This is a genomic window from Streptococcus sp. SCPM-O-B-15277 (M60) (assembly GCF_058200335.1).
Map to the genome: position 1 here is coordinate 226,446 of NZ_JBYQGR010000002.1, position 19,917 is coordinate 246,362.

At 38.2% G+C, this 19,917-nt stretch carries 23 protein-coding genes and 1 pseudogene; 15 read left to right on the forward strand and 9 right to left on the reverse strand.

Annotated features, from left to right (window positions below; translation table 11 throughout):
• Positions 1-75: 75 nt before the first annotated feature.
• Positions 76-840: a (S)-acetoin forming diacetyl reductase gene (locus AC3E9F_RS04570; protein ID WP_490672863.1), complete on the reverse strand. Its 765-nt coding sequence runs from the start codon at positions 838-840 to the stop codon at positions 76-78.
• Positions 841-1,172: 332 nt separating this feature from the next.
• Between AC3E9F_RS04570 and AC3E9F_RS04575 the strand changes: the two genes are divergently transcribed.
• A complete protein-coding gene (locus AC3E9F_RS04575; protein WP_254726711.1) occupies positions 1,173-1,841 on the forward strand; it encodes an MIP/aquaporin family protein in 669 nt (222 codons plus the stop codon).
• Between the two features lie 89 nt (positions 1,842-1,930).
• On the opposite strand, the gene trxA is transcribed toward AC3E9F_RS04575, so the two are convergent.
• From trxA to AC3E9F_RS04590, 3 genes are all read right to left on the reverse strand, one after another.
• The gene (gene trxA, locus AC3E9F_RS04580) at positions 1,931-2,245 is read right to left on the reverse strand and encodes a thioredoxin (RefSeq protein WP_001029581.1); all 315 of its coding nucleotides are present in this window, start codon (positions 2,243-2,245) and stop codon (positions 1,931-1,933) included.
• 14 nt (positions 2,246-2,259) lie between these two features.
• On the reverse strand, positions 2,260-2,481 hold the full coding sequence (locus tag AC3E9F_RS04585; RefSeq protein WP_235083452.1) for a DUF4649 family protein: 222 nt from the start codon (positions 2,479-2,481) through the stop codon (positions 2,260-2,262).
• 94 nt (positions 2,482-2,575) lie between these two features.
• Positions 2,576-2,956 carry a MarR family winged helix-turn-helix transcriptional regulator gene (locus AC3E9F_RS04590; protein ID WP_254726710.1) on the reverse strand — a complete coding sequence of 127 codons (381 nt, stop codon included), beginning with the start codon at positions 2,954-2,956 and terminating at the stop codon, positions 2,576-2,578.
• Positions 2,957-3,137: 181 nt separating this feature from the next.
• Here AC3E9F_RS04590 and AC3E9F_RS04595 point away from each other — a divergent pair, with 181 nt between their 5' ends.
• Both AC3E9F_RS04595 and AC3E9F_RS04600 read left to right on the forward strand, forming a co-directional pair.
• Positions 3,138-3,512 carry a CidA/LrgA family protein gene (locus AC3E9F_RS04595; protein WP_263394363.1) on the forward strand — a complete coding sequence of 125 codons (375 nt, stop codon included), beginning with the start codon at positions 3,138-3,140 and terminating at the stop codon, positions 3,510-3,512.
• Positions 3,509-4,204: an LrgB family protein gene (locus tag AC3E9F_RS04600; protein ID WP_263394364.1), complete on the forward strand. Its 696-nt coding sequence runs from the start codon at positions 3,509-3,511 to the stop codon at positions 4,202-4,204. Before AC3E9F_RS04595 ends, AC3E9F_RS04600 begins: the two co-directional genes overlap by 4 nt.
• A 69-nt stretch (positions 4,205-4,273) precedes the next feature.
• Here the strand turns inward: AC3E9F_RS04600 and AC3E9F_RS04605 are convergent, their stop codons facing one another.
• The 3 genes from AC3E9F_RS04605 to AC3E9F_RS04615 are packed head-to-tail and all read right to left on the reverse strand — an operon-like array spanning position 4,274 to position 6,085.
• Positions 4,274-5,005: a hypothetical protein gene (locus AC3E9F_RS04605; protein WP_254731162.1), complete on the reverse strand. Its 732-nt coding sequence runs from the start codon at positions 5,003-5,005 to the stop codon at positions 4,274-4,276.
• A 15-nt stretch (positions 5,006-5,020) separates the two neighbouring features.
• On the reverse strand, positions 5,021-5,716 hold the full coding sequence (locus AC3E9F_RS04610; RefSeq protein ID WP_006154572.1) for an ABC transporter ATP-binding protein: 696 nt from the start codon (positions 5,714-5,716) through the stop codon (positions 5,021-5,023).
• 3 nt (positions 5,717-5,719) lie between these two features.
• Positions 5,720-6,085, reverse strand: coding sequence for a GntR family transcriptional regulator (locus AC3E9F_RS04615; protein WP_006149409.1), 366 nt, complete (start codon positions 6,083-6,085; stop codon positions 5,720-5,722).
• Between the two features lie 142 nt (positions 6,086-6,227).
• Between AC3E9F_RS04615 and nrdR the strand changes: the two genes are divergently transcribed.
• Genes nrdR through der form a run of 5 tightly spaced genes read left to right on the forward strand, consistent with a single transcriptional unit; the run spans position 6,228 to position 10,802 of the window.
• On the forward strand, positions 6,228-6,701 hold the full coding sequence (gene nrdR, locus AC3E9F_RS04620) for a transcriptional regulator NrdR (protein ID WP_004250782.1): 474 nt from the start codon (positions 6,228-6,230) through the stop codon (positions 6,699-6,701).
• Positions 6,702-7,871: a replication initiation and membrane attachment family protein gene (locus tag AC3E9F_RS04625; protein WP_490672864.1), complete on the forward strand. Its 1,170-nt coding sequence runs from the start codon at positions 6,702-6,704 to the stop codon at positions 7,869-7,871.
• On the forward strand, positions 7,872-8,768 hold the full coding sequence (gene dnaI / locus AC3E9F_RS04630) for a primosomal protein DnaI (protein ID WP_490672865.1): 897 nt from the start codon (positions 7,872-7,874) through the stop codon (positions 8,766-8,768). It begins immediately after the preceding gene.
• Entirely contained in the window at positions 8,765-9,478 is a 714-nt protein-coding gene (locus tag AC3E9F_RS04635) for an NADPH-dependent oxidoreductase (RefSeq protein WP_263394369.1), read from the forward strand. The genes dnaI and AC3E9F_RS04635 overlap by 4 nt, the downstream gene beginning before the upstream one ends.
• 13 nt (positions 9,479-9,491) lie before the next feature.
• On the forward strand, positions 9,492-10,802 hold the full coding sequence (gene der, locus AC3E9F_RS04640; RefSeq protein WP_004250788.1) for a ribosome biogenesis GTPase Der: 1,311 nt from the start codon (positions 9,492-9,494) through the stop codon (positions 10,800-10,802).
• A gap of 98 nt (positions 10,803-10,900) precedes the next feature.
• Here der and AC3E9F_RS04645 read toward each other — a convergent pair whose 3' ends face one another.
• The gene (locus tag AC3E9F_RS04645) at positions 10,901-11,563 is read right to left on the reverse strand and encodes a DUF4368 domain-containing protein (protein WP_263394370.1); all 663 of its coding nucleotides are present in this window, start codon (positions 11,561-11,563) and stop codon (positions 10,901-10,903) included.
• 54 nt (positions 11,564-11,617) lie between these two features.
• Positions 11,618-11,746 (reverse strand): annotated as a pseudogene (locus tag AC3E9F_RS04650) (recombinase family protein); the annotation flags it as partial.
• A 156-nt stretch (positions 11,747-11,902) separates the two neighbouring features.
• Here AC3E9F_RS04650 and AC3E9F_RS04655 point away from each other — a divergent pair.
• Genes AC3E9F_RS04655 through AC3E9F_RS04685 form a run of 7 tightly spaced genes read left to right on the forward strand, consistent with a single transcriptional unit; the run spans position 11,903 to position 19,714 of the window.
• Positions 11,903-12,139, forward strand: coding sequence for a helix-turn-helix domain-containing protein (locus tag AC3E9F_RS04655; protein WP_490672866.1), 237 nt, complete (start codon positions 11,903-11,905; stop codon positions 12,137-12,139).
• Positions 12,136-14,175: a site-specific DNA-methyltransferase gene (locus AC3E9F_RS04660; protein ID WP_490672867.1), complete on the forward strand. Its 2,040-nt coding sequence runs from the start codon at positions 12,136-12,138 to the stop codon at positions 14,173-14,175. Before AC3E9F_RS04655 ends, AC3E9F_RS04660 begins: the two co-directional genes overlap by 4 nt.
• 13 nt (positions 14,176-14,188) lie before the next feature.
• A complete protein-coding gene (locus AC3E9F_RS04665) occupies positions 14,189-17,140 on the forward strand; it encodes a type III restriction-modification system endonuclease (protein ID WP_490672868.1) in 2,952 nt (983 codons plus the stop codon).
• 46 nt (positions 17,141-17,186) lie between these two features.
• The gene (locus AC3E9F_RS04670) at positions 17,187-17,435 is read left to right on the forward strand and encodes an AlbA family DNA-binding domain-containing protein (RefSeq protein WP_263394373.1); all 249 of its coding nucleotides are present in this window, start codon (positions 17,187-17,189) and stop codon (positions 17,433-17,435) included.
• Positions 17,420-18,343 (forward strand): ATP-binding protein, encoded by a 924-nt coding sequence (locus tag AC3E9F_RS04675; protein WP_263394374.1) that lies wholly within the window; start codon positions 17,420-17,422, stop codon positions 18,341-18,343. Before AC3E9F_RS04670 ends, AC3E9F_RS04675 begins: the two co-directional genes overlap by 16 nt.
• The gene (locus tag AC3E9F_RS04680; protein WP_263394375.1) at positions 18,336-18,890 is read left to right on the forward strand and encodes an SLATT domain-containing protein; all 555 of its coding nucleotides are present in this window, start codon (positions 18,336-18,338) and stop codon (positions 18,888-18,890) included. Before AC3E9F_RS04675 ends, AC3E9F_RS04680 begins: the two co-directional genes overlap by 8 nt.
• A gap of 5 nt (positions 18,891-18,895) precedes the next feature.
• Entirely contained in the window at positions 18,896-19,714 is an 819-nt protein-coding gene (locus tag AC3E9F_RS04685) for an SMODS domain-containing nucleotidyltransferase (RefSeq protein ID WP_263394376.1), read from the forward strand.
• Positions 19,715-19,917: the final 203 nt, after the last annotated feature.

Here is a 19,917-nt window from a genome sequence, read left to right on the forward strand (position 1 = left end):
AAAAATGACTCTGGAAATTGAAATCATAGAGATGATAAAAGAGGTTGGATTATTATCCAACCTCTTTTTTTTATCTTAATGGAATTGCATACCACCATCGACGATAATGGTTTGACCTGTAATGTAGTTTGAATCTGGTCCAGCAAGGAAGCTAACCGCTGCAGCGACATCTTCTGGCTCAGATAGGCGTTTCAATGTAATATCTTTTGCGAATGTTTGCATACCCCATTCGTCGTCTTTTCCTGCATTTTTCCCAACTTCATGAGCGATATCATACATCATTGGTGTTTTAACGATACCTGGAGCATAAGCGTTGACAGTGATGCCAGAATCAGCTAAATCACGCGCTAATGTTTGAGTAATACCGCGAACAGCGAATTTTGTACCGCCATATACAGTCAAGTTTGGATTTCCGACAACACCTGCTTGGGAAGTAGCATTGATAATTTTACCACCGTGACCAAGTGCTTTGAATTGAGCTTGAGCAGCTTGTGCTCCCCAGATTACCCCACCGACGTTAATAGCAAAAGTGCGAGCAAATTGTTCCTCTGTAATTGTATCAAGAGGTGTAGTAGGAGCGACACCAGCGTTGTTTACGACAACGTTCAAGTCTCCGAAATGATCGACAACTTTTTGGAAAGCTGCAGAAACTTCTGCTTGTTTAGACACATCAGCTACAACAGCAAAAGCCTTGTCTGCTGACAATTCAGCAACTGCTTTTTCAGCTGTTTCAGCATTATAGTCCAAAACCCCAACCTTAAAACCATCTTGAACCAAGCGTTTTGCGATTGCAAAACCGATTCCTTGACCTGCACCTGTAACAATAGCTACTTTAGACATATGATTCCTCCTTTGGTATCTATGATACCGTTCAAACGTTCAAAAAGAACAGCAAAGGGTTAGAAGTGAGTAGTGATAAGTTTCTAAAAGAAGCCCTATCACTTTTTAGTATACAACTTTGTGAAATTTGTGTCAAACAAAGACTGATTTTTAGAAAAATGAATATTTTTCAAGATCAAAATGATTGAAAACTTTACTTTGCAAGGTTTAGAGTTAGAGAAATAAAACTATCGTGTAAAGGGAAAAAGGCCACAATATTTCCAAGCACATTTCTTGAAACCCTTTCCTTCTTCTGATAGACTAATACATAGTTTGAAAAAAGGAGACTTATCATGAAAAAATTTGTTGCTGAATTAATCGGTACTTTTATGCTTGTGTTCATCGGAACAGGAGCTGTTGTTTTTGGAAATGGTGTTGAAGGACTTGGACACCTTGGGATTGCTCTTGCTTTTGGTTTAGCAATCGTAGTCGCAGCCTTCTCAATCGGAACTGTTTCAGGTGCTCACTTAAACCCGGCTGTTTCTATCGCTATGTTTGTGAACAAACGTTTGTCATCTTCAGAGCTTGTAAACTACATCCTTGGTCAAGTAGTTGGTGCTTTCCTTGCATCTGCTTCTGTATTCTTCCTCTTAGCGAATTCAGGTATGTCAACTGCAAGTCTTGGTGAAAATGCCTTGGCAAACGGAGTAACTGTCTTTGGTGGTTTCTTGTTTGAAACAATTGCAACATTCTTGTTTGTTTTGGTGATCATGACTGTAACATCAGCAAGCAAAGGTAATGGCGCTATTGCTGGTTTGGTGATCGGTTTGTCATTGACAGCTTTGATCCTTGTTGGATTGAATATTACTGGCCTTTCAGTAAACCCAGCTCGTAGCTTGGCTCCTGCTGTATTGGTAGGTGGCGCAGCCCTTCAACAAGTTTGGATTTTCATCCTTGCACCAATCGTTGGTGGAGTTCTTGCAGCTCTTGTTGCTAAAAACTTCCTTGGAACTGAAGAATAATTGAAACTCAAAAAACCTACTCTTCATACAGGAGAGTAGGTTTTTTATATATTATAATCCCCCATGATAAGAGGTGGGGGATTTTATAATTAACTCAATTCAGCAACGATGGCTTTGATTTGTTCAGCAGTGTGGACACCTGCAACTTGTTTAACAACTTGTCCATCTTTCTTGAAAAGAAGAGTAGGGATAGACATGATTCCAAATGCACGAGCTGTGTTTGGATTTTCGTCAACGTCCATTTTAACGATTTTCAAGACATCTTCTGAAAGTTCTTCAGACAATTTGTCCAAGATTGGACCTTGCATACGACATGGACCACACCAAGTTGCCCAGAAGTCTACTAAGACCAATCCGTCTTTAGTTTCTTGTTCAAATGTTGCATCTGTAATTGCTTTTGCCATAGTATTTCTCCTTTTTAGTTATATTGGCTTAAATCTTGTTTCATGAGATAGAAGAAAACATCCCCATAAGTCCCATGGTAGTCCAGAACATGACCATTGTAGGTTAGTTTTTGGACAGGGTAGTAGTCTGCGACACCAATCAGGCAGGCATGTTGAGAACGTTCAAATTCTTCGTATGACTCGAATGTTACGGTTCTCTCTTGCTTACTGGCATCAAGATAAGTGATTTCAATCATAGGATTCTCCTTTGCTAAATCATGTCTTCATTTTACTCCTTGTAAAAAGGAATGTCAAGAAAATTGATTGCGCACGCAAGTTTTTTAAAAAACTTTAAGATAACCAACTTGCTTTTGTTTCTAGACTTTCTTCGACTGCTTTTTGTAGATAAGCAAGAGTCGTCTGGCCCTCCTTAGTGAGGCAGATAAAACTAGCTCGCTTGTCTTGGTCACAACATCTCCGACTAAGTAAACCGCAGTTTTTTGCTTCTAGGCGTGCCACCATCCGTGATACAGCGCTAGGGCTCAGATGAAGTTTATCTGGCAAGTCAATCTGTCTCAAAGATTTTTCTTGAGCTTGATTTAAAAAGTGCAAGAGATAAAATTCCTTGAGCGTAAGACTCTGTTCGCTCTGCTCAGCAATAGTTTGTTCTAAAATAGCTTCCAGCTCGACTTGTCGGCGGTTGAAGTCAAACCATTTTTCTAAGTAAGTCACGTCAATCTCCTTTCCTATATAATAGTTGTAAATAGCTTTATACATCTAAGATGCTTGCGCACGCAATTAGTATACAACTTTTTAGATGAGATAGCAAGAAGGATGTTTCTTGTGTATTTCCTTGAAATTTTCTGAAAAAAGAGTAAACTGGTATGCAGAAAGTCTATTTGTGGAGTATACGATGAAGTTATATGTTCAGTTAATGATTCTCTTTGTCATTTCGCTGATTGGTGAGGGAATTTCTAGCTTTTTCCATTTGCCTATCCCTGGAAGCATTATCGGTTTGATTATTTTATTTTTGGCCTTGCAGTTCAAGTGGCTGCGGGTACGACATGTCAACATGGTTGGGAATTTTCTTCTCGCCAACATGACCATCCTCTTTCTGCCTCCTGCAGTTGGGATTATGGAGAAATTTGATGTGATAGCTCCTTATTTATTACCGATTATCTTGATTGTCTTTTTTGCGGCAGTGATCAATATTATCTTGATTGCGCTGGTCGTCCAGTTTATCAAAAATCGTTATGAAGGGGATTACGAAGAAAGAGGTGCCAAATGAGCGAATTTGTATCCAATCCACTTTTTGGGATAGCCTTGTCTATCCTAGCCTATCTCGGAGGGATGATTATCTTTAGACGCTACCCTCATCCTCTGACAACTCCTTTGCTACTAGCGACCTTATTTATCATTGCATTTCTGAAATTGACGGGTATTTCTTACGCTGCCTATTATCAAGGTGGGGTTTATCTCAACAACTTGATTGTACCCTCGACAGTAGCACTCGGGATTCCTCTCTATAAAAGTTTTCACCTCATGAAGCATCACGTTAGAAGTATTCTACTAGGCAGTCTTCTAGCAGTCATCGTCAATACCACTTTTACAGCCCTAGTCGCTAAATTTTTCGGTATGGATTTCTTCTTAGCAATTTCGCTTTTCCCAAAGTCTGTAACGACGGCCATGGCGGTTGGAATTACGGAAAAGCTACAAGGGATCACAACAATCACCTTGGTAGTTGTGGTAGCAACTGGCATTTTGACTAGCGTTATTGGACCAACACTTTTAAAATGGCTGAAAATAGATGATCCAGTAGCTGCCGGTCTAGCCCTAGGAGGAACGGGTCACGCCGTTGGAACTGGGACAGCATTCCGTTATGGTTCTGTTGCAGGTGCCATGGCTGGTTTGGCTATCGGTGTCACCGGTATTCTCTACGTATTTGTCAGTCCCATCGTAGCAGGTTTGATATTGAGTTAAAAAATAAGAATTTTATATTTCTTTGTGTAAAAAGAAGCCCCTAGCTTTATTTGCTAGGGGCTTCATTCATTATTGTAAGTTTACTTTGTTCTTTAAGATGTAGTAGGTGCCGAGATAGAAGCCGACGCTAAGGATTAAGTCCTTGAAAATTTCAAAGGATAATACCCAATTGTAGTCGAAATCGATGCGAAGATTTAGGGTGATAAAACCAAGGACTATTTGGATAGCTATGTAGGCGACAACCGCAAGAGCTGTACGGTATTCATTAAAGAGTTGACCAATAGAGATAGAAAAGTAGATACAAAGGATACTTGCAAGAGTGTTAACGATATAGGAAATCAAGGCTAACCAGAAATCATCTTGATAATTTTTGAGAATAAACTCGGCAACGTTGGATATTAAGACGTCTGGTTGAATCATGGATATGATGATGTAAAGACTAAAAAGGAAAACCACTGTACTTGCCAAAGACCAAACAAAGGCTCCAAGAAGTTTAGCGGAGAGGATCTGGTGTTCAGATACTGGCAGGGTGAGAGTTAAATAGCCACGACGATCGTAAACGCTTCCCTTAAATCGTTGAATAATCAAAATCAAGGTTGAGATACTCAAAGTAATAACCAGACCCCCAAAAACCAGAGATAGAAATACTAACATGACAACACCCTTGTCTTGATAATAGGTGCTAGTAAGGGTGCTGCCCTGAATTCCTATGATGACAGATAGGGATAGTACAGCAGCATAGAGGGCTAAAAACCATTTGTTGACATTTTTAAATTCATAACGAACTAAATTCCAAAACATAAGAATCTCCTTTAACTAGGCTTTGAATTCGTGACGGAAGAGCTGGTCGATAGACTCTCCTGATTCGTAGCGAATATCATCCACATTTCCTTGACGGACAACTTTTCCATCCTTGAGGAAGACAATCTCATCCAAGATTGGTTCGATGTCTGAAATCAAGTGGGTTGAAATCAAGACAGTCGAAGTTGGAGAGTAGTTGTTGATGATGGTGTTCAAGATGTAGTCACGAGCTGCGGGATCGACACCACCGATTGGTTCGTCAAGGACGTATAGACGAGCGTCACGACTCATGACAAGGATCAACTGAACTTTTTCTTTGTTCCCTTTTGAGAGTTTCTTGAAACGGCTATTCTCATCGATACCAAGGTCACGAAGAAGACCTTGAGCACGCTCCAGATTGAAATCTTTATAGAAGGTCTTGAAAAAGGTAAGAGCTTCTTTGACTTTCATCTGTTCGTTGAGATAGGTCGTATCAGGTAGATAAGAAACGATAGCCTTAGTTGCTGGGCTTGGTTCCATGCCATTGATGAGGATACGCCCTTGCTCTGGTTGGAGTAAACCGTTGATTAGTTTAATTAAGGTTGTCTTTCCAGAACCGTTTGGGCCAAGGAGTCCAACAATCTTTCCGGCTGGGATTTCAAGGGAAACATTTTGAAGAGCAGGGCTTGCTCCATAGAATTTTGAAACATTTTCAAATGTTAACAAGGTCATAGTCTAAACTCCTTCAATATAATCTCTCAAAACAGTTGGTAGTTCTTCTTTTTCATAGCCAAATTCTACCATGCCTGTTACAAATTGCTGCAGTTGTTCTTCAGATAGTTGCTTACGGGATTGGAGGATTAGGTCCAAGTCCTCGGTGACAAAACGACCTGCAGTCCGCTTGGTGTATACGAAGCCTTCTCTTTCTAGATCTGATAGGGCACGTTGGATGGTATTAGGATTGACGCCAGCCTCGCTAGCCAGTTCTCTGACAGTTGGCAGTTGTTGGTTGGGTTCTAGTTTATGGGAAACGATTTGCAGTTTGATTTTATCCATTATCTGCAAATAAATGGGTTTGTTGTTATCAAATGTCCAGGACATCACAGTCTCCTTTCTACAATTTCTTTTTGTATCACTTAAATAATACAACTAAACAAAAAACTTGTCAAGCCAAAAGGAGAATTATTTTGGGAATTGCTCAAAAAATGGTATAATGAAAAGAAAACGACAAGGAGGGGAAGGCATGCGTTGTCCAAAATGTGGCGCTACTAAATCAAGTGTTATCGATAGCCGTCAGGCTGAAGAAGGAAATACGATTAGAAGAAGACGTGAGTGTGAAGAATGCCAGCATCGTTTTACAACCTATGAACGTGTAGAAGAAAGAACGCTGGTTGTGGTCAAGAAGGATGGCACACGGGAGCAGTTCTCAAGAGATAAAATCTTTAATGGGATTATCCGTTCAGCCCAAAAACGTCCGGTGTCCAGTGATGAAATTGGCATGGTGGTCAATCGTATCGAACAAAAACTCCTCAGTCGCAATGATAATGAAATTCAGAGCGAAGATATTGGTTCGCTCGTCATGGAAGAGTTAGCTGAACTCGACGAAATCACATACGTTCGTTTTGCTAGTGTCTATCGTAGCTTTAAGGACGTGAGTGAGCTCGAAAATCTTCTCAAACAAATTACGCAATCTTCAAAGAAGAAAAAGGAAAAATAAATGAAGCCTAATGATCGTTTTTCTTTTCTAAAGAATAATCGGGTGTCGCAAGATCCCACAACTTTGGTGCAGTGCTACCTCCCGATTATCGGTCAGGATGCGCTGAGTCTTTACCTTTATACCTTAGCTTTTTGGGATGATGGACAAAAAGAACACCTTTTTGCAGCTATTCTCAATCATCTCAATTTTGGGATGGACAGGCTTTTAAAGGCTTTTAAAATCTTATCAGCCTTCAATTTGGTTACCCTCTATCAAAAGGGTGACGGCTATGAACTTGCTATTCATCCAACGCTTTCTAGCTCAGATTTCTTGCATCATACGGTTTATCGTACCTTATTGGAGAAAAAAATCGGTGAGCCAGCAGTTTCTGATTTTCGCCAAGAGTCTGCAGGTGGAGAGCCTTTGACCGTTTCTTTGAGTCAGGCCTTTCCAGAGATAGAAGACATGGCTAGTCATGATGAGACACCAGTAAAAGCTGATTTTAAAAATGATTTTGATTTGGAGCATTTTCGTCAACTTATGGCGAGAGACAATCTTCGTTTCCAAGATGAACAGTCAGATGTCTTAGAGCTATTTAAAATCTCTGACGAGAAAAAATGGACTTGGTTTGAGACCTATCAATTGGCTAAGGCGACAGCTGTTTCACAAGTTATTTCTGTCAAGCGTATGCGTGAAAAATTAGCACAAGAGTCTGTCTCTTCGGACTTTAGTCCCCAAGAAGCGACCATTATCCGAGAAGCTAAAAGTAAGACTGCCCTGCAATTTTTAGCGGGTATCAAACAAACCTTAAATGCTGGAATTATCCAAGCCGAACGCGATTTATTAAAGCAGATGGCAGATTTAGGCTTGCTTGATGAAGTTATCAATGTCGTTATCCTCTTGACCTTCAACAAGGTTGATTCTGCCAACCTCAATGAAAAATATGCCATGAAAGTGGCCAACGATTACTCTTATAACAAGATCAGAACTGCTGAAGAAGCTGTACTTCGAATCAGAGAGAAGAATCAAAAGGGGCAAGAACAAAAATCAGCGAAAACAAGCCAAACTAAAAGTAATGTCCCAAAATGGAGTAATCCAGAATATAAAAATGAAACCAGCGAAGAAACTCGCTTGGAGTTAGAACGTAAGAAAAAAGAAATGTTAGACCGATTAGGAAAAGGAGGAGACTAGATGGAAAGTGTAGGAGATGTGCTTAAAGATCATCCCAGCCGTTTTCAATACCAGGACTTGGTCCAGCAGATTGTAAAAGATCCAGATGTTGCGGCTTTTATCCAGAAGGAATCTCTCAGTCAAGAGGAATTGAATCGTAGTATCTCTAAGTTTAATCAATACATCACCGAACGTGATAAGTTCCTTCGCGGAGATACCGACTATATTGCTCGAGGTTATAAGCCAATTTTAGTCATGAATCATGGTTACGCAGATGTATCCTATGAGGAAACTCCGGAACTGATTGCGGCTGAGAAAGAAGCGGCTATCAAGAACCGTCTCAGACTAATCAATCTTCCAGCTAGTCTTAAAAAAGCTAGTTTGGCTCAAGTTGATTTGGATGACTTGGGACGCATGCCAGTTTTTGAAAAGCTCTTTACTTTTGTTGAGCAATATCCAGAAGTCCGTAAAGGTCTCTATCTCTATGGAGACTTTGGAGTCGGGAAGAGCTTTATGGTGGCTGCCCTAGCCCATGATTTGTCTGAAAAACGTGGTGTTTCATCTACCCTTCTTCATTATCCGAGCTTTGTCATTGATGTCAAAAATGCTATTGGTGATGGGAATGTCAAGAATTTAGTCGATGAAATCAAGCAAGCTGAAGTCTTGATTTTTGATGATATTGGTGCGGAGCAATCAACGCCTTGGGTGCGTGATGAAGTCTTGCAAGTCATTCTCCAATATCGTATGCAGGAAGATTTGCCAACCTTCTTTACCTCGAATTTCAATTTTGAAGATTTGGAAAAACATTTTGCCAAAGGCAAGAATGGAAATGATGAAACATGGGAAGCTAGACGTGTGATGGAGCGTATCCGTTATTTAGCAGAGGAAACACGACTAGAAGGAGAAAACCGCCGATGAGTGAAACAATCACCTTAATGAAATCTCATACCTCGGTTCGCAGATTTAAAGAAGAAGCGATCCCTCAAGAAGATTTAAATACCATTTTATCTGCAGGGCAAATGGCTTCTTCTTGGAAAAATTTCCAATCTTATTCTGTGATTCTAGTCAGAAGTCAAGAAAAGAAAGATGCTCTTTTTGAGCTAGTTCCTCAGGAAGCGATTCGTCAGTCTGCCGCCTTCCTCCTCTTTGTAGGAGATTTAAACCGTGCAGAAAAAGGGGCTCGTCTCCATACCGATACTTTCCAACCTCAAGGGGTGGAAGGACTCCTAATCACTTCAGTAGATGCAGCCTTGGCTGGACAGAATACCTTGCTTGCGGCAGAAAGCCTTGGCTATGGTGGAGTAATCATCGGTTTGGTGCGTTACAAATCTGTTGAATTGGCAGAATTGTTCAAGCTTCCTGACTATACCTACCCAGTTTTTGGGATTGCACTTGGTGTGCCGAACCAAAAACATGATGTAAAACCAAGATTGCCACTAGAGAATGTTGTTTTTGAGGAAGAATACCAAGAACAAACAGCTGAGGCTATTGAAGCCTATGACCGTGTGCAGACCGAATATGCAGGAGCTCGTGCGACTACGACTTGGAGTCAACGTCTTGCAGAGCAATTCGGTCAGCCTGAACCAAGCTCGACTAGAGAAAATCTTGAACAAAAGAACTTATTATAGAAAGTGAGAAAACATGGCCTTACCAACTGTTGCCATCGTAGGACGTCCCAATGTTGGGAAATCAACCCTGTTTAACCGTATTGCAGGGGAACGCATCTCAATCGTAGAAGATGTTGAAGGTGTAACACGGGACCGCATCTATGCTACTGGTGAGTGGCTCAATCGTTCTTTCAGTATGATTGATACTGGAGGGATTGATGATGTTGATGCTCCGTTTATGGAACAAATCAAGCACCAGGCAGAGATTGCCATGGAAGAAGCTGATGTCATCGTTTTTGTAGTTTCTGGAAAAGAAGGCATCACAGATGCTGACGAATACGTAGCCCGTAAACTCTATAAAACTCATAAACCTGTTATCCTAGCTGTCAACAAGGTTGACAATCCGGAAATGCGAAATGATATCTATGATTTCTATGCTCTTGGCTTGGGTGAACCATTGCCAATTTCATCTGTGCACGGGATTGGTACAGGGGATGTATTAGATGCCATCGTCGAAAATCTTCCACATGAAGTCGAAGATGAAAATCCAGATGTCATTAAATTCAGCTTGATTGGTCGACCGAATGTCGGAAAATCTAGCTTGATTAATGCCATTTTGGGAGAAGATCGCGTAATTGCCAGTCCTGTAGCTGGTACAACTCGTGATGCCATTGATACACATTTTACAGATGCGGATGGCCAAGAGTTTACCATGATTGATACGGCTGGTATGCGTAAGTCTGGTAAAGTCTATGAAAACACAGAGAAATACTCAGTCATGCGTGCCATGCGTGCTATTGACCGTTCAGATGTAGTCTTGATGGTCCTCAATGCTGAAGAAGGCATCCGTGAGTACGACAAGCGTATCGCAGGATTTGCCCACGAAGCTGGTAAAGGGATGATCATTGTAGTTAACAAGTGGGATACTCTTGAAAAAGATAACCACACCATGAAAAACTGGGAAGAGGATATTCGTGAACAGTTCCAATATCTACCTTACGCACCGATTATCTTTGTTTCGGCTTTGACCAAGCAACGTCTCCACAAACTTCCAGAGATGATTAAACAAATCAGCGAGAGTCAAAATACCCGTATCCCATCAGCAGTCTTGAATGATGTCATTATGGATGCTATCGCCATCAACCCAACACCGACAGACAAAGGGAAACGTCTCAAGATTTTCTATGCGACTCAAGTGGCAACTAAACCACCGACCTTTGTGATTTTTGTCAACGAAGAAGAGCTCATGCACTTCTCTTACTTGCGTTTCTTGGAAAATCAAATCCGCAAGGCCTTTGTCTTTGAAGGTACACCGATTCATCTGATCGCAAGAAAACGAAAATAAAAGAATAAAAAAAGAAGGTTAGGTTGACTCACTAAGGGATTTTTAACCCTTTAAAATTTCGGCATAACTTACAGCATTGTAGGTTATGCCGTTTTTGTTTATTCTGTGGGAATATCAACTGCACCAATGAAATTCCAATGGATGCAGATTGTCTGTCTCTTGGTTCTTGTTCCCGGCACCTTTTCAGGCTTGTAAACATCAATTCTCTCAATAAAGCTTCGAATAATCTCACCCGTGATTTCAGTAATATCAGTATACTTTCGTACCACTTTGAGAAATGAATCTACATTCAAGGATTGCTCTTTTGCCTGGTCTATGAAAGACTTTAGCTCATTTGTACGCTTAAGTAATTCTTTCTGCTCTGCCTCATAGTTTTCAGTCATCTTCATAGATCGTTCATCAGAAATCTTGCCATCAATGTCATCCTCATAAAGTCTTTGGATAATTGTATCAAGCTTTGTAATTATTGTAGTTGCCTGTTCCGGTTCCTTGTGGCTGCTACGAAGCTGTTGGTTCAGTTCCTTTTTGCTTTGCTTGGTTACAAGCTCTACGAATTTATCTTCTTGTTCACGGGCATAAGCAGTAATCTTTCTTATTTCTCTCAGCAGAATTTCTTCAACCTGAACATTATGAATCTGATGAGAAGAACAACCACTTTTGGTTTTTCTGCATGTAGCACATACGAAATGTTCCTGCTCGTGTGTCCAGCCTCTTACCTTGACTTGATATATTTTAGCACCATAGTCGGCACAGAATAGCATTCCACTTAATACAGGTATTTCACCTATAGGTGTAAGTCTTCGCCTACCATCTCGGATTCGCTGAACAATATCAAAAGTTTCTTGATCTATAATCGGTTCATGAATATTCTTGAAGATAACCCATTCAGATGAGTCGTTGTTAATTGTCTTCTTGCAATTGAAGGACTTTTTCTGTCCTTCTATCTGTTAACCTTGGGAGAAGATGAAAAAGGATATTTTTTGAAGAAAGATAAAAATATCCTGCAACTATACGAGTTAGTCACAGGAAGTAGAAAAATTCATAATTACATGATATAATAACGCTATATTATCGAAATATTTGAGTTAAGGAGATGCAGCATGGGATTTCCAGAAGAAATTAAAAGAATCAGACAACGATGTTTTCTGACACAGCAAGATTTTGCCAAAGAAGTACAGGTGGCATTTTCTACTGTGAATAGATGGGAAGGCGGTAAAGCAAAGCCTAACCTTAATGCTATGAAAAATATAAAAGAGTTCTGCCTAGAACATGATGTTGATTATTCAGATGTAGAAGAGGCATGGCTTGATTTTGAAGTAAGGAGTAAATCAAAATGATTAAGGACATTATTACAGCGAATGAATTAGCTACACCAAATCAGAGAGAAATAAACATTTTGAAAGAAAATTTCCCATCATGCTTTCGTGCCGATGGTACTTTTGACATGGTAAGATTTTCCGAATTCTTAAAGGATAAGATTGATATTTCCCGTGAGGGATACGAATTAAAGTTTTTAGGTAAAAACTATGCAAAAATGCTGGCATCACTTGATACTGAAACAGTAATTGTTCCAGACGAAGCACACAACAGTCTTCCTGAAAATAAAAACAGTGAAAATGTATATATCAGTGGTGATAACCTTGATGGACTAAAACATCTACTTAAATCATATGCTGGACAAGTAAAGTGCATTTATATTGACCCTCCGTATAACACCGGCTCTGATGGCTTTGTGTATAATGATAAGTTTAACTTTACTGTTGAAGAACTTGTTGAGAAACTTAGTATTGATGAGGAACAAGCGCAGCGTATTCTCGATTTGACAAACAGGGGCAGTGCGTCACATTCAGCGTGGTTGATGTTTATGTATCCTCGTTTGCAGTTGGCAAAAGGACTATTATCAAAAGATGGTGTTATTTTCATATCAATAGATGATAATGAACAAGGTAATTTAAAACTGGTTTGTGATGATATATTTGGCGAACAGAACTTTGCAGGGCAAATTGCCGTTGTCAACAATTTAAAAGGACGCAATGATAGAGCAAATATTGCAACTACACACGAATATTTATTGATGTATGTTAGTGAAAATTTTGTGTCTGGTGGTTTGCCGTTAACAGATGAACAAAAAAAACAATACAAATATACTGATGAAAATGGTAATTTGTATGCATTGAGAGATTTACGCAAGCGTGGACGTCCTGATAGACGTGAAGACAGACCTAATATGTACTTCCCTATATATTTCAATCCGGAAACTGGGGATATATCTATGAATGCCTTAAATGGTTATGAAAAAATTATTCCGTTACGCGGAGACGGTAGCGATGGACGTTGGAGATGGGGAAAAGACCATGTTGCTAATTCGCTTAATATTCTGCATCCAGATAAAAACAATAAAGGAAGATGGGGAATAAAGCACAGAGTGTATTTGAATCCGGCATTAAACCCTGTTGTACTTGATGATGAATTTGACGAATTTGATGAAGGTGAAGAAAGAACTTCAAAAGCCAAGTCATTTTGGCAGGGTGGCGAATTATCAACAGATGTAGCAAGAAGAACTCTAAAAGCAATTTTACCAGATGTTGAATTTGATTATCCTAAATCGGTAGAACTTATAAAAAGAGTATTGCACATGGGTATTTCTGGACAAACGACAGGAATTGTGTGTGATTTTTTCAGTGGTTCGGCTACAACAATGCAAGCTGTTTATGAATTGAACCAAGACAGGAACAGTAATATTTCATGCATTTTGATACAATTACCAGAAAATCTTGATGATAAATTGAAGACTGCTTCTGGAGAAACATTGAGAAATATAAAGAAAAATATTGCTTTTTTAGATTCTGCCCACAGAACTCATACTATTGACTATCTTGGTTTAGAACGAATCATACGAGCAGCAAATAAGATGCGTGAAGAATGCCCCGATACTACCGCTGACCTTGGGTTTAAGCATTATACCTTACATGAAGTAAGCCAAACAACATTAGATAAAATCGAAAAATTCGATAGCAGCGGATTTATCACTGATACAACTGTATATGATGAGTTCGGTACTGCGACAGTGCTTACTACTTGGTTGGTACATGACAATTATGGTTTTGTAAACAACTGTGAAATGATTGACCTCGCAGGCTACACAGCATACTGGTGTGAAAATCATTTGTATCTTATCAATCCGGGGCTTTCTGAGGATGCTGTCAAGGCTCTAGTCGAAAAGTACAATACAGAAGGAGCATTTAATCCACAGAATATAGTTCTCTTTGGATATAGTTTTAACTATGTGGAAATGGAGAACTTGAAAACGAATGTAAAGATTCTCCGTGATTCTGAAAAAAATTTGAAAATCAATCTGGATATCAGATATTAAGGAGGTGCAGGTTTTGGAACTTATATTAGAACGAGAATTGGACCATCAACAGAAAGCTGTTGATGCCATAATTTCTGCCCTTGATGGAATCACAATGATAAAGCCGCACCTTGCCTATGAAAATCCAACATTTGATAGAAAAGAACTTCGTTTGGTTCATAATTTGACGGAAGTTCAAAAGAATATTCGTGCTGATTATAGAGGTTGCCGTGATGACGGAGAGTACCTGAACCTTGATATTAAGATGGAAACAGGTACAGGTAAGACCTATGTATATACACAAACAATTTATGAGATGCATAAAAAGTTTGGTTTTAATAAGTTTATTATTGCCGTACCTTCTCTTCCAATTAAGGCAGGTACATCACAGTTTATTGATGATACCTATGTAAAACATCACTTTTCTGATGCGTGTGGCTATAACTGTGACATCGAATTAAGCGTATTGGAAAGTCCAAAGAAAAAGAAAAAAGGCTTTTTAGCTATGCCTCCTGCTGTACGTGATTTTGTAACAGGCTCATGCCAGAACTCAAACAAGATTTATGTATTACTTGTTAATATGCAGTTGCTGACAAATGGTAACATGCTTACTCGATCAGACTACGATTATTTAGTTGAGGGATTTTATAGACCTTTTGATGCATTAAAAGCAACAAAGCCTGTTGTAATTATTGATGAACCACATAGATTTTCTCGTGACCAGAAAGCATATAAAGCAATTGTTGAAGAATTATGTCCACAGATTATTATTCGTTATGGAGCAACCTTCCCGGATACAACTGTTGGCAAAGGAAGAAATAAGGTAACTTTTAAGGACTTTAATAACCTTGTATATGAACTTAATGCTTGTGATTCCTTCAATCTAAATTTGATTAAAGGCATTGCGAAGGAACATTTTGAACCCTTATCAAGAAAGGAAGAAAAGGTTAAACTATTATCCGTAGTATCAAAAACTTCTGCTACTTTCCAATTCAAAAAACGTGGCGAGGAAACAAAGACTTATACACTTACACCCGGGGATTCGCTTTCTATAATTGATTCATCTTTTGAGGGACTTACAATCAGTGCTATTGGTAAAAACTTCATTGAGTTGGTAAATGGACAAGTTAAATATCAAGGTGAAGAATTCAACACCGATATTTATTCTTCATCTTATCAAGAACAAATGCTGAAGTTGGCAATTCAGAGACATTTTGAAACTGAACGTCAGAATTTCTCTGGAAGACAATTCAAAATTAAAACTCTGGCACTGTTTTTCATTGATGATATTACTTCTTACCGTGATTCAGAAGACGGCAAAGAGGCTTATCTGAAAATGATGTTTGAAAGATTGTTACTTGAGAAAATCGAAGAATTATTACTAACACTTCCGGATAACGAACAGGAATACAAAGACTACCTTGAAGCAAGCAAAGCCGATATTCCTGCTTGTCATGCCGGTTATTTTGCACAGGATAATAGTGACTCAGATGAAGCTATTGCAAATGAAGTTGCTGATATCCTTCATAATAAGAAAGGTCTCATTTCGCTTCGTAAAGAGGATGGTTCATTCAACACAAGAAGATTTCTGTTCTCTAAATGGACTTTGAAAGAAGGATGGGACAATCCTAATGTATTCACAATTGCAAAATTACGTTCCAGCGGAAGTGATAACAGCAAATTGCAAGAGGTAGGTCGTGGACTTCGTCTTCCTGTCGATGAAAATGGTAACCGTATCTCTAACGAGGAATTTAAGCTTAATTATATTGTTGACTTTACTGAAGCTGATTTTGCTGAAAGACTTGTTGATGAAATTAATGGTGAATTACCAGAAACTCTTACTCTTTCTCAAGATGCATTGGATAAAGTTGCTAAAGAGCGAGGTGTTGACCCGGATGACTTGTTCATAGAATTGATGAGTAAAAAATACATAAATCGTAACTCTGAGATTCAAACCGAAAACAGAGATGCTTTTTATGCGGATTATCCAGAATTTGCTACAGGTGTAGGCAGCAATAAGGTTACTGATGTTAACAAGAATAAGAAAGAAGTAATTCATGTAAGAAAAGCTGTATACTCTGAATTAAAAGAGCTATGGGAACGCATCAACCACAAATATTACTTATTCTATGATGTGGATTTGGTAGATGAAATCCCGCAGGCATTGTATGATATTTTGAGAAGAATTGGAATTTTCGGTAATGTAACCTTGTATAGTCATCGAGATCAAGTGGAAACAGAAGGAAATGCGATGGTTACTAGGGAGGGTACAGGTGTATCTTATTCGATAAAACGCTCTATTCCTTATAATGAGTTTTTGAAAAGAATTAGCCAACAGACAAGCCTTCCTATTACCGAAATTCACAAAGCTATGTGTGAACTTTCCAAGGAGAAGGACATTCCTGAAGAATACATAAACGAATATTCTGTAGCAAATATTGTATCTGCTTTTACAGATTGGCGTATCGAGAGGATGCAAACCCGCTTTAAGTATAAACAATCTGCTCAGCCTGTAACCGAAACTGCATTAACTTACAAAGACGGAACGCCTAGGGATGTTATTAAACAAGGAAATGTAGGTACAAAATTTGCTGAAGGTACACCTTCAGACAAATATCTGTATGATAAGATTGTTTTTGACTCACCTCTTGAAAAAGCTAATATCATGACTGATATTGATGAGGTTGTAGTCTACGGAAAAATCCCAAAATCAAGCGTTGCTATTCCTACGATAGTCGGCGAAAACTATAGCCCTGACTTTATGTATGTTGTTAAGCATAAAGACGGAACAAAGGAATTGAACATTATTGTGGAAACAAAGCTGGTAGAAAATAAGTCTACACTTCGTGGTATTGAAGATGCTAAGATAAAATGTGCTGAGGCTTTCTTCAAGCAACTTACTATCGATGGATACACTGTTTCGTTCCATACACAGTTAAGCAATAAAAAAGTTAAGCAGATTATAGAAGATGTAATTGCTGGATAGCTAGTAACAATAGTGTTAGTTGTGAATGATTGGAGGTATCTATTTAATGAACAAATATGATATCAAAAAGTTAATTTCACTAAAGCAGGAAGGCAACTATTGGGATTTTAAACGAGAATGGTATTCCCAAGACAAGAAAGCTGATTTACTACATGATATTATTTGTATGGCTAACACTCTTCTGAATAGAGATGCTTATATTATTATTGGTGTTGATGAGGAAAATGATTATTCATTTTCCTCTGTGAAGTCTGATCCAAACAGAAAAACACACAGAAATTGGTTGATTTTTTAAGAGAAAAGCATTTTGCTGGTGGAGTTAGACCTATTGTCAGTGTTAAAAATATCTCCTTCGGCAAAAATGAAATAGATGTAATTGTTATACACAACAGTAATACAACACCATTTTATTTAACTGATCATTATCAGTCTGTAATGGCTAATAATATCTACACACGAGTAATGGATTCAAATACACCAAAGAATAAATCTGCTGATTTATCGCAAATAGAGACACTATGGAAAAAACGTTTCGGATTACTTTCACCGCCATTAGAAAGAATGATGCTTTATTTGAAAAGATCTGACTTGTGGGATTATTCTCCCCACTATTGTTGTACAGAGAAAAGGTATTACAGATTTTCACCTGAATTTACTATAGAGAATAATATAGACGAAAGTAAAAATGGATATCAATATTACTTGTTTAATCAAACCGATATTCACTCTAGATGGTATGATATCAATTTGTATTATTACCAAACAATGCTCGCTTCATTAGAAGGATTATCGCTTAATGGTGGTCGTTATTTTACGCCTTCTCCTAGAACTGACGGTGTATTATTAACACAATATCATCATTGGGATATTGCGTTTAAGTATTTCATTAAAGACTCAATTGAATATATCGTCCATGAGTTTTACTATCATCCAGATGGTGATGATGAGACAATAGCACATGATAGATTTATGGAATGTATCCTTGTGTTTGATACAAATGCTGAAAAAGAAGAGTTTAAAGAATACCTTAAACAAAATTGGAAAAACAAAGAAAACTATAACGACAACATATGGTTGCCTTGCTTTGAAAAGGTAAATGGATACAATATGGATGTAATTCAAGAGGGATATCTAAATTCTCAAATATTCCAGAAAATGTTTATTGAGTTTCGTAATAACAAAGGAGGTTCGTTTCGTGGATGATGAATATTCTATATTGGAGGATTCTGTAAGAAATACTTTTGGAAGTGTTGTATGGTCACACAAAATCCAAGAAAAACAGGCTGATATATATTTTTCACAATATAAATGCATGGAAACTATTAAAATAGCAACTGCATCCCTAACATCGGTTGGGATTGTTTCTTTAATATTTACAGATCAAATGTGGTTGAAAGTGTTATCTGCATTAATATCATTTGTATCAGTTTTCATTAGTGCTTTTTTTAAATCTTTTGATTTACAGACGTTAGTTTCAGCTCATAAAAATTCCGCTCAGAAACTGTTGAAAATTAGGGATGAATTAAAATTGTTATTAATGTTAATTCATCTAAAACAAAAAACAGTAAATGAGTTAGCAGATATGTATCAGGATATTGTAGAAAAGTTAGATGTCCTATATGCTGAAGCGCCACGCACTACTGACAAAGCTGTAAAAAAAGCACGCACTGCATTAAATGTGAATCATGACAATCAATTTACTGATGAGGAAATAAACTGTAATCTTCCTAACTCTCTACATGGGAGGTAAGAAAAATGAGTGATTATATAAAAAAGAGAGGCGAAGTAATAGACCAAGGTATTCGTTCAACTATTTCAAAACGTTATCATACCGTTACGGCCGCCATTAATAAAGAATTTTGGGGTATTTCAAGTGATACGCAAAATAGCTTCTATGTTGGTTCATATGGACGTGGAACTGCAATTGACACAAGTGATATAGATATTTTGGTTGTTTTGCCTGAGAATGTGTATTTAAAACATGATGTGATAAATGGTAATGGACAATCACGTTTATTACAATCAGTTCGTCAAGCGATTATTTCATCATACCCTCGTAGCGAAGTACGTGCAGATGGGCAAGTTGTAAAAATAAACTTTAGTGACGGAATGAAATTTGAAATTCTTCCAGCATTTAAAAAAACAGACTGGTATGGCTCTTGGGATGGTACATACAAATATCCTGATACTAATATGGGTGGTAACTGGCGTTCAACAAATCCAAAGGCTGAACAAGAAGCAATGAAAAACAAAAACTCTAGTAGCAATGGTTTATTACTAGATACTTGTAAACACTTTAGGTTCATAAGAGACACATATTTTAGTAGTTACCATCTGTCAGGAATTGTGATTGATAGTTTTGTCTATCATGCAATGGGTGGATGGAGATGGTCTGATCCAGGAAGTACTTCTTCTTCAGCTAGTGGAACATATGAAAATGTTTTATTAGAATACTTAAATCAAAACTCTATGTGGGGCAACCTCACTCTTACCGCGCCAGGGAGTGAAGAAAACATATCTACAGAGAGTAGTCTAGAATGTTTAAGGAAAGTAGTTAATTACATTACCAAATAAAAAAACGACCACACAGGAGCATTGCAACTCTTGTATGGTCGTTATTTCTTTTGTCACCGCTTGAAGGCGTCACTAAAAATCTGCTTTTCTAAAAATCCCTAAGTGAAGTCCTCTTTCTCGGACCTTCTTTTTTGGAAATGACATCAAGAGGCTAGAACTGAATTTGTCATCAAATTAACATCATTTTCCTGGTCCTTGTCACT

What these genes read in the sequence shown, in the direction of transcription:
- AC3E9F_RS04605 (WP_254731162.1), bottom strand. Translation starts at nt 5,005, where the DNA reads ATGTTTTGGAATTTAGTTCGTTATGAATTTAAAAATGTCAACAAATGG.
- AC3E9F_RS04600 (WP_263394364.1), top strand. Translation starts at nt 3,509, where the DNA reads ATGAGCGAATTTGTATCCAATCCACTTTTTGGGATAGCCTTGTCTATC.
- dnaI (WP_490672865.1), top strand. Translation starts at nt 7,872, where the DNA reads ATGGAAAGTGTAGGAGATGTGCTTAAAGATCATCCCAGCCGTTTTCAA.
- der (WP_004250788.1), top strand. Translation starts at nt 9,492, where the DNA reads ATGGCCTTACCAACTGTTGCCATCGTAGGACGTCCCAATGTTGGGAAA.
- AC3E9F_RS04625 (WP_490672864.1), top strand. Translation starts at nt 6,702, where the DNA reads ATGAAGCCTAATGATCGTTTTTCTTTTCTAAAGAATAATCGGGTGTCG.
- AC3E9F_RS04645 (WP_263394370.1), bottom strand. Translation starts at nt 11,563, where the DNA reads ATGCTATTCTGTGCCGACTATGGTGCTAAAATATATCAAGTCAAGGTA.
- AC3E9F_RS04670 (WP_263394373.1), top strand. Translation starts at nt 17,187, where the DNA reads ATGAACAAATATGATATCAAAAAGTTAATTTCACTAAAGCAGGAAGGC.
- trxA (WP_001029581.1), bottom strand. Translation starts at nt 2,245, where the DNA reads ATGGCAAAAGCAATTACAGATGCAACATTTGAACAAGAAACTAAAGAC.
- nrdR (WP_004250782.1), top strand. Translation starts at nt 6,228, where the DNA reads ATGCGTTGTCCAAAATGTGGCGCTACTAAATCAAGTGTTATCGATAGC.
- AC3E9F_RS04570 (WP_490672863.1), bottom strand. Translation starts at nt 840, where the DNA reads ATGTCTAAAGTAGCTATTGTTACAGGTGCAGGTCAAGGAATCGGTTTT.
- AC3E9F_RS04610 (WP_006154572.1), bottom strand. Translation starts at nt 5,716, where the DNA reads ATGACCTTGTTAACATTTGAAAATGTTTCAAAATTCTATGGAGCAAGC.
- AC3E9F_RS04660 (WP_490672867.1), top strand. Translation starts at nt 12,136, where the DNA reads ATGATTAAGGACATTATTACAGCGAATGAATTAGCTACACCAAATCAG.
- AC3E9F_RS04685 (WP_263394376.1), top strand. Translation starts at nt 18,896, where the DNA reads ATGAGTGATTATATAAAAAAGAGAGGCGAAGTAATAGACCAAGGTATT.
- AC3E9F_RS04585 (WP_235083452.1), bottom strand. Translation starts at nt 2,481, where the DNA reads ATGATTGAAATCACTTATCTTGATGCCAGTAAGCAAGAGAGAACCGTA.
- AC3E9F_RS04655 (WP_490672866.1), top strand. Translation starts at nt 11,903, where the DNA reads ATGGGATTTCCAGAAGAAATTAAAAGAATCAGACAACGATGTTTTCTG.
- AC3E9F_RS04615 (WP_006149409.1), bottom strand. Translation starts at nt 6,085, where the DNA reads ATGTCCTGGACATTTGATAACAACAAACCCATTTATTTGCAGATAATG.
- AC3E9F_RS04595 (WP_263394363.1), top strand. Translation starts at nt 3,138, where the DNA reads ATGAAGTTATATGTTCAGTTAATGATTCTCTTTGTCATTTCGCTGATT.
- AC3E9F_RS04635 (WP_263394369.1), top strand. Translation starts at nt 8,765, where the DNA reads ATGAGTGAAACAATCACCTTAATGAAATCTCATACCTCGGTTCGCAGA.
- AC3E9F_RS04575 (WP_254726711.1), top strand. Translation starts at nt 1,173, where the DNA reads ATGAAAAAATTTGTTGCTGAATTAATCGGTACTTTTATGCTTGTGTTC.